The organism is Pirellulales bacterium, assembly GCA_036490175.1.
GTDB lineage: Bacteria > Planctomycetota > Planctomycetia > Pirellulales > JACPPG01 > JACPPG01.
Genome location: DASXEJ010000094.1, coordinates 22294 through 29553 on the forward strand (window position 1 = coordinate 22294; position 7260 = coordinate 29553).

4 protein-coding genes are annotated in these 7260 nt (G+C 65.2%); all 4 read right to left on the reverse strand.

Annotated elements, in window-relative coordinates; all coding sequences use genetic code 11:
* Positions 1–18: 18 nt before the first annotated feature.
* Complete coding sequence (locus VGG64_06685) at positions 19–4218, reverse strand: hypothetical protein (protein HEY1599269.1); 4200 nt, start codon at positions 4216–4218, stop codon at positions 19–21.
* Positions 4219–4511: 293 nt separating this feature from the next.
* The gene (locus VGG64_06690; protein HEY1599270.1) at positions 4512–5300 is read right to left on the reverse strand and encodes a creatininase family protein; all 789 of its coding nucleotides are present in this window, start codon (positions 5298–5300) and stop codon (positions 4512–4514) included.
* Positions 5301–5426: 126 nt separating this feature from the next.
* On the reverse strand, positions 5427–5642 hold the full coding sequence (locus VGG64_06695; protein ID HEY1599271.1) for a hypothetical protein: 216 nt from the start codon (positions 5640–5642) through the stop codon (positions 5427–5429).
* A gap of 33 nt (positions 5643–5675) precedes the next feature.
* Complete coding sequence (locus tag VGG64_06700; protein HEY1599272.1) at positions 5676–7154, reverse strand: hypothetical protein; 1479 nt, start codon at positions 7152–7154, stop codon at positions 5676–5678.
* Positions 7155–7260: the final 106 nt, after the last annotated feature.

Below are 7260 nucleotides of genomic sequence, written 5' to 3' on the forward strand. Positions count from 1 at the left end.
GCTCAATTTGCAGGCGCCTCATTTTGCCGGCGGCTGGGCCGCATCTTCGGCCCCGCGAACTTGCGAAGTGCCGGTGGAATAGGCACGATATTGATCGGCGTATTCGGCCGGTGGCCGGGTGCGCGCCGTGTCGCGCAGGTTGCGCAGCCGCTGGTTGCGATAGTGGTCGCCGGCGGCGCTGGTGCCGTGCGGTCGGAGGCCCAGGCTGCGGAGCGATTCGTCGAGCTGCGCTTGGGCCGCGCGGCCGGCGGCGTTGTCCTGCTTCGCTGCCTGTTTCATGGCTTCCCAGCGATTGATAAAACGCTGGGCATCTTCACGCGTCCACTTGAGCTTGTTGAGCAAGTCGTCGGACCCTGGCTTCTGGAGCTGATGCTTCAAACGCTCGAGCGCCAGGTCCGTGGCCTTGCGGGCGTAATTCAGATTGGGATCTTCTTCGGGCCCGGCAGGGTTCGGTTGTTGCGGCGAGCGAGCGCCGTTGTACTGATCGGCCGAGCCACCGCCGCCGGGGTTGCCGGCTCCCTGCTGTTTGCCGCCCCCTTGAGCCGCGCCGCTCGGCGTGCCGTCCGATGCATCGCCCTGGGGTGCATTTTGCGGTTGATCATTTCCGCCCCGGGCTTGCTGCTGGCCGCCGGGTTTGGAATTGCCTGGCTTCTGCCCCGAACCCTGGCCGGGCTGCTTACCGCTGGCGCCGGGCGTGGGCTTTTGAGCCTGGGCCTGGTCGCCCGGTTTGCCGCTGGTTTCGCCGGGTCCTTTTTCGTTGGACTTTCCGCCGCCGTCGTCCGAGGCCGTGTTCTGGCCCGCGCCGCCGGTGCCGGATTGATTGGCCTTCTGGCCGCCGCCTTCTTCGCCGCCGCCCGACTGATCGCCGCCGACAGAACCCTTGGAGTTCGAATCCTGCGGGCTGCGGCTGGGCGAACTGCCTTCGCCCGAATTCATCGGCTGCTGCTGCCCGCCCGACTGATCGTCTTGCTTATCGCGCGACATGTTCGATTCTTGCGGCGAGGGAGTTCCCTGCTTGTCGGTGCCCGGTTGACCGGCACCGGCCTGGTCCTTGCCGTTATCGGGATCGCCGCCTTTGGCATCTTGCTGGCCGCCGGCCTGCGGATTGGTCGGCTGATCCTTTGCCTTCTGATCGCCCGGATTGCCGGCAGCCTTGTCGCCTTGGCCCGGCTGGCCGCCAGTTGGCTGACCGGCTTGATTGTCGCCGCCCGGGCTCTCGCCCGGCTTTTTGCCTTCGTCGCCGGCCGGTTTGCCGCTAGGCTCTTTTCCACCCGGGTCTTTTCCGCTCGCATCTTTGCCGCCCGGATCCTTGCCGGGCTGATCCTTGCCACCCTGATCGCTCGCGCCGGGCTGTGGACTACCCATCGGATCGCGGCCGGGCTGCTCGCCCATCTTGCCGCCGGACTGCTGCTGATCGCCACCGGATGGTTGCTGATTGCCCGGCTGCTTGTCGGCCTGCGGTTGAGCGCCTGGTTGCCGGCCGTCTTGCGGTTTGTCCTTGGGCGCGGGCTGCCCCTGCTGCTGTCCTTCGCCTTGCTGACCTTTGCCTGGCTGCTGACTGCCCTGCTCTTTACTACCCGGTTGGGGTTTGCCCGACGGTTGGCCGGACTGCGGTTGCTGGCCCTTGCCGTCACTGCCCGGCTGCTGATTGGATTGCGGCTGGCCTCCCGGCTGACCATCGGGTTTTTGCTGACCGCCGCTCGATGGCTGACCGCCGGTTGGGGATTGCTGGCCCGGCTTGGGCTGGCCGGGCTGTTGCTGACCGGATTGTGGCTGGCCTCCCTGCCCGCCAGATTGTTGCTCGCCGCCGGGCTGGTTTTGGCCGCCAGGCATGGGCTCGCCGGGTTGACCGTCGGACTTGCCAGGCTCGCCGCCTGCTTGTGGATCGGCCGGTTTGGTTTGACCCGTCCGCTGTGCGCCCAGCGGCTTTTCGTCCTGGCCGCCGGATTCGGGCTGGTCGGGGTTTTTGCCCTGGTCGTTGGCACCGGCTGGCGCCTGATCCGCCTTTGAGCGGCCGGTTTCGCCTGCGGCGCCCTGGCCCTTGTCGCCGGCCTGGCCGCCGTTGTCGGGCGGGCGGCCGTCGCCGCTGTCGCCGGGCTTCTGGCTGCGGGCCGATGACTTGGGTCCATTGCCGGCAGGCGATTCTTCCTGATTCGGATCGTCCGGCTTTTGCTTCGGACTGGGCTTATCGTCAGCCTGCTCGTCCGCGTTCTGTGGATTGGCTTGCGGCTTGTCCTGGTCGAAGTGCTTGTTGATCTCGTCAATGGCTTTGCCGGGATCGGCATCGGGATCGACGCGCTGCTCGTCGGGCTTCTGCTGACCGCCTGGCTTTTGCTCGCCACCGGCCTGTTGCTCACCGCCGGGAGGCTGCTGGCCGGGTTGTTGCTCACCGGCCTGCTGCGGCTTTTTCTGGCCGCCGTCCTGTTGATCGGGCGGCTGGTCCTGAGGCCGCTGGCCGGCCGGCTGCGCGTCGGGCTTCTGGCCGTCGGCCGGCGGCTGCTGATCGGGACGCGGCGCTTCGGGCGGCTTGGCCTGGGCCAGTTGGTCCTGCTCTTTTTTCTGCTGCTGCGGCGAAAGGATACGCAGCGTGTACTTAGGAGTCTCCGTCCGATTGGGCTTCTGCTCAGGCTGCGACTGCTTGTTGTCTTCGGCCACGGCCCAAAACTCGACCTTGTCGCCAGCCTTGAGTCCCAGCGAGCGGGCGTTAAGCACGTAAGCCGTGCGGACCGGCCCGGCGCGCGGATCGGTCACCAGCGGCGGAATCGCCAGTGGCGTGCCGTTGCGCTCGATCTCGAGCGTCAGCTTCGCCAGCTTGAAATCGGGATCAGAGGCCGCCAGTGTCAGCCGTAGCGAGCCGCTCTCGGCCATCGACAGTTCTTGTTTCGGATCGAGCTGCGGCTGCACGAACGCCACTTCGGGCGGCAAATCGGCCACGACTTCGATCTTGTAGCGAATCGGCGCGACGTCGTCGGACGAATGTCCCTGGCGATCGGTGAAGACCAGATAGTAGGCGGTGTGCTCCGGCTTGCCGTCCTTGATTGCCAGAGTGAAGCTATACGAAGCCTCGCGCCCGCTCGACGACATGCGAACGCCAGCCGAGCCTCCGTCGTCGAATCGCACGTGGGCAGTCTTGATCGGGTGCGTGGTCTTGGCGTGCAGCGTGACCGTCGTGCCTTCGATGGCCTGCAAGTCACCCTGCCGCTCGGTCGTGCGCGGGGGCAGCTCGGTGTAGGCCGGATAACGATAGTCGACGCGCTCGACGCTGATGGCTGGAGCGATGAGCGCCTGCACCTGGTACACGCGCGAAATGGCGTCGCCAGCCACGATGCGATACGACAGGTCTTGCTGCAAGCCCGACCCGCCGTCGGGCAAGTCGGCCGCGTAGCGGTAGCTGTTGTCGGGCAATTCCATGCGGATGGGCTGATCCACCAACTGGCCGTCGGCCGTCGAGTAGTAGATCGTCACCGGCTCGCCCGGCTCGAGGCCTTCGACCAGCGCACTGACGCGGACGCGTCGTTCCTGCAATTGCTGACTGTCACCCGGCTGCACGTCGTCGATCTGCACGCGCGTCGGCACGGCCAGGTCGGCCCAGGGATCAATCACGCGGCCGATCGACCGCAACGGGTCCTTGGGCGACAGCACTTTGTACAAGCAGAAGGCCACGACCAGGACCGCCAGCACGTAACCCAGCTTGACCAGGCGCGAACCGTCGACGGCCGACTCCACGGTGACCTGCGTCAGATCGTTGGCCGCCTGGTGTTGCATGCCTTCGTACACCACCGTCGGCAGCTCGTTGGCCCGGCCACGCAGCAGCAACAGATTGATCAGGCTGTTTTTGAGCGCCGGCCGGCTCTGCTCGATGGCCCGAGCGGCATACAGCGGATTGACCCGGCGCATCAGCAGCGGGACGACATACGCCAGCCCATAGCCGCCGAAGGCCAGTACGAACACGCCCAGCGCGGCCAGGCGCCCGCCGAAGCCCAGCCCGTGCGGCATGATCCAATGATCGACCAGCACCATCAGCGCCAGATAGGCCAGCGAGCCGACCGACAGCACCAGCACGGCCACGGCCAGTTCGATGGCGTGCAAGTGCTGCCGGGTTTTTTGCAGCTTCTGCTCGATATAGCGATCGCACTCGACCGGCAACTGGCCGGCGGCCGAAGCCGGCTGGCCGGCCGCCGAAGCTTTGGAATCGCGATTGCCGGCCGGTGATGCCATAGGTCGTTGCGAGCGGAAAGGACGCTGGAGTTCGGCCAGTGCATTATAGCCGCGCCACGGCAAACGGGTGAAATGTCCCCTCAAGCAGGTGGAATCGAGGGCGAAAAGAACGCATTTTTCCGTAGCCCAGTCCTTCAGGACTGGGTTTTTGGGGGCCGCGCCAATGCCATCGCCCGATTCGATGCGGCCGTCGGCCGCATCGAATCGGGCGATGGCTCGCGCGTTCGGTCGCGGAACCCAGTCCTGAAGGACTGGGCTACGGAAAACGCCCCTAAACAGCGATCCGCTTCGCGCTAGTACGGAAATCGCTCGTCGAGCTTGCTGGCCGAGAGTTCGACCAGGAAGCCGGATAGCCGCTCGACGAGCCGGGCCATCATTTGCCGGCCTTTTTCAGCCGTGGCCGGGTGCGGGTTGCCGGCCCCGCTGTTGGTCGTGAGCAAATGCCAGGGCCGGGTGATGGTCACCCAGCCGCGATTGACCGCCTCGAACCGCGTGTCCGCCATGCGACCTTCGTCGGCCGCCAGGCTGCCGTCGGCACGCCGCGCGACCAGGTGCGGGTGGCAGGCCAGGATGACCGATGTCTCCATCTCGCCGGCGTGGTCGCCAGCATCGTCGAAGATCTCGTGCTCAATGTCTGCCAGCACGCGATACCAATTGCACAGAAACAATTGCGAGCCGCCGCGGCCGTGTAGCTCGCGCAGCAGCGGCTTGAGATCGTTGCCGCCGTGACTGTTCAAGAGCACGATCTTGCGAACGCCGTGATGCACCAGCGAATCGACCAGGTCGGTAATCACGCGCCCCAGCGTCGATGGGTTGACGTTCATCGCCAGCGGAAAATTCATCTGGTTGGTTTCGGTGCCATAGGGCATCGTCGGCAGCAGCACGACGCGGGCACCCTGCTCGTGAGCCGCTGCGCAAATCTGCTCGCCCACCGCGTCGGCCTCGAGCGTGTCGGTGCCGTAAGGGAGGTGCAAGTTGTGCGGCTCGGTCGCGCCCAGCGGCAGCACGGCCACTTCGTAGGGATGCTCTTTCACATAGCCGTAGTTGGTCTCGGCCAGAATCCAAGGGCGAGCGGTGGGCATGGGCGACTCGATCGGGCGACTTAAGGATCGACTGAAAAACAACTTCTCCACAACCCCTCTCCCCTTTGTGGGAGAGGGTAGGGTGAGGGGGCCCAAAAAATAACGAAGTTGTTTTTCAGTCGATCTTCAGCGCCGCAGGCTGGAGTGATAAATGACCCAATACACGGCAACCGCCGGCAAGCCGCCCAACAGCGCCGTCAAAGTCCAGACCGTGGGCGAAATCGCCAGCGGCTGCACTCGGCCCGTGTCCAGACGATTGGCGTCGTCGTAAACGGCCATCGCCAGCGCCACGTGCACGACAATCGTCAGCACGCTAATCAGCAATCCGAAGGCGATGGTCACGGCATCCCAATCCTGGTCTTCAACCGGCCCGGGTTAATCGCTACGGCCGGTGGCGGTCGCCTGCACAAACGCCCGATATTCGGCATCCAGCCGCGGATAATCGCTGCCGGTGAGCTGCGCGAGGGTTCCGGGCCGGTCGCGGCCAGTATAGATGGCGACCAGGTAGGCGACCAGCGTGTCGCGAAAGCGGCCATCGCCGTCGAATACCAGGAAATAGGTCAGGCCCGAGGCCTCGGTGTACAAGCTGCGGATGCGCTCGTCGTGTTGCAGACGATCCATGCTCATATCCGCCAATTCAGCCAGCGGCACGTAGAAGTGATCGACCAGCAAGCGCTGGCGTGCGCCGCCCAAGCGCACGGCATTCAGTCCGCCGAGCACGCAAAAACCGTCGCGCTCGACGAGCGACTCCATGAAACAGGCGACGCCCTCGAGCACCCAGAAATTGGCCTCGCGGCCCGGCAGCGGCACGACGGGACGCATCTCGTTGAAAAGCTGATGCGTGGCTTCGTGGTAAACGATGCTGTCGTCCGGCTCGGCGGGAACGAAGAAGTAGGCCTTGCGCTGCGGCGGGTAATAATAGCCCGTGGTCATGCCCACGCGGGGATCGATTTTTTGCATCTCGGCCACGTACTCATCGCGATCGCGGAAATAAATCACCTGGTGGCGCGCCGGGCGGCGAGCCTCGACCGCGCCGCCGGCAAACGCCCGGCGCAGCTCGGATTCGCTCACGTAAAACGTCACGAATAGCTGCTGCCAGGCTCGATACAGCCGCTCGAGCCGCGTGGCCATCCGCACGCCTTCTTCCAGGCTGTGGTCAGTGCGCACGTGGTAGTGTTCCGTCTCGATGTCCCAGCCGTGGGCGATATCGGCGTGCCGCCGGGCATCGTCGGCCGCCTTCGACCAACGGCCCAGTTGGTAGCGCTCGCCGGCCTCGTAACGCGCCACGCGATCTTGCAGCAGCCAACCGTATTTAGCGTGCCAGACTTTGTGCGCTCGGGCCTGGGTCGCCTCGTACGGCGTCCGCCAGCGCCCCTCGAATTGCTCGTAGCCCAAAATGCGCCGGCCCTCGGCATGGTCCGGGTTTTCACGCACCGCGGCTGTAAGCAGCTCGAAAGCCAGCGTCGGCCGATGGCTGCTCAACGCCTGCTTCGCCAGCTCGAACAATTCCTTGGCCCGCTCTTCGCGCAACTGTTGGAATCGACTGCACCACTGGCGAACGTCTGGCGACGCGTCGGCCGGCGGATTCCAATCCGGGCTTGCTGGCAGAATCGGAACCTCGAGCGTCACAGGCTGCGGGCGCGGCACCCAGCCTCGCGTGCGAGCCGCCTGCTCCGCGAGCTTGTGCTCGTCACACCACTTGGCCAAAGCCTCGAGCCGCGTGCGATAGTCGGCCGCCAGTTGTGCCGCTGCGGCCGCTGGAGATTGCGCAGGCGCCGCCGCTTGAACGACGGACGCAAGCGCGAGAAGAACGAGGAGTGAAGGTGCGCCGGTAGGTAAACGATTGGTTTTCACCACAGAGACACAAAGGCACAGAGAAAATGAAGGGGAGAAGAAAGTTCCGGCGGATGGACTGACCGTATTTACTCTACCACGGCGGGAGCGACGACGTCGTCAAACA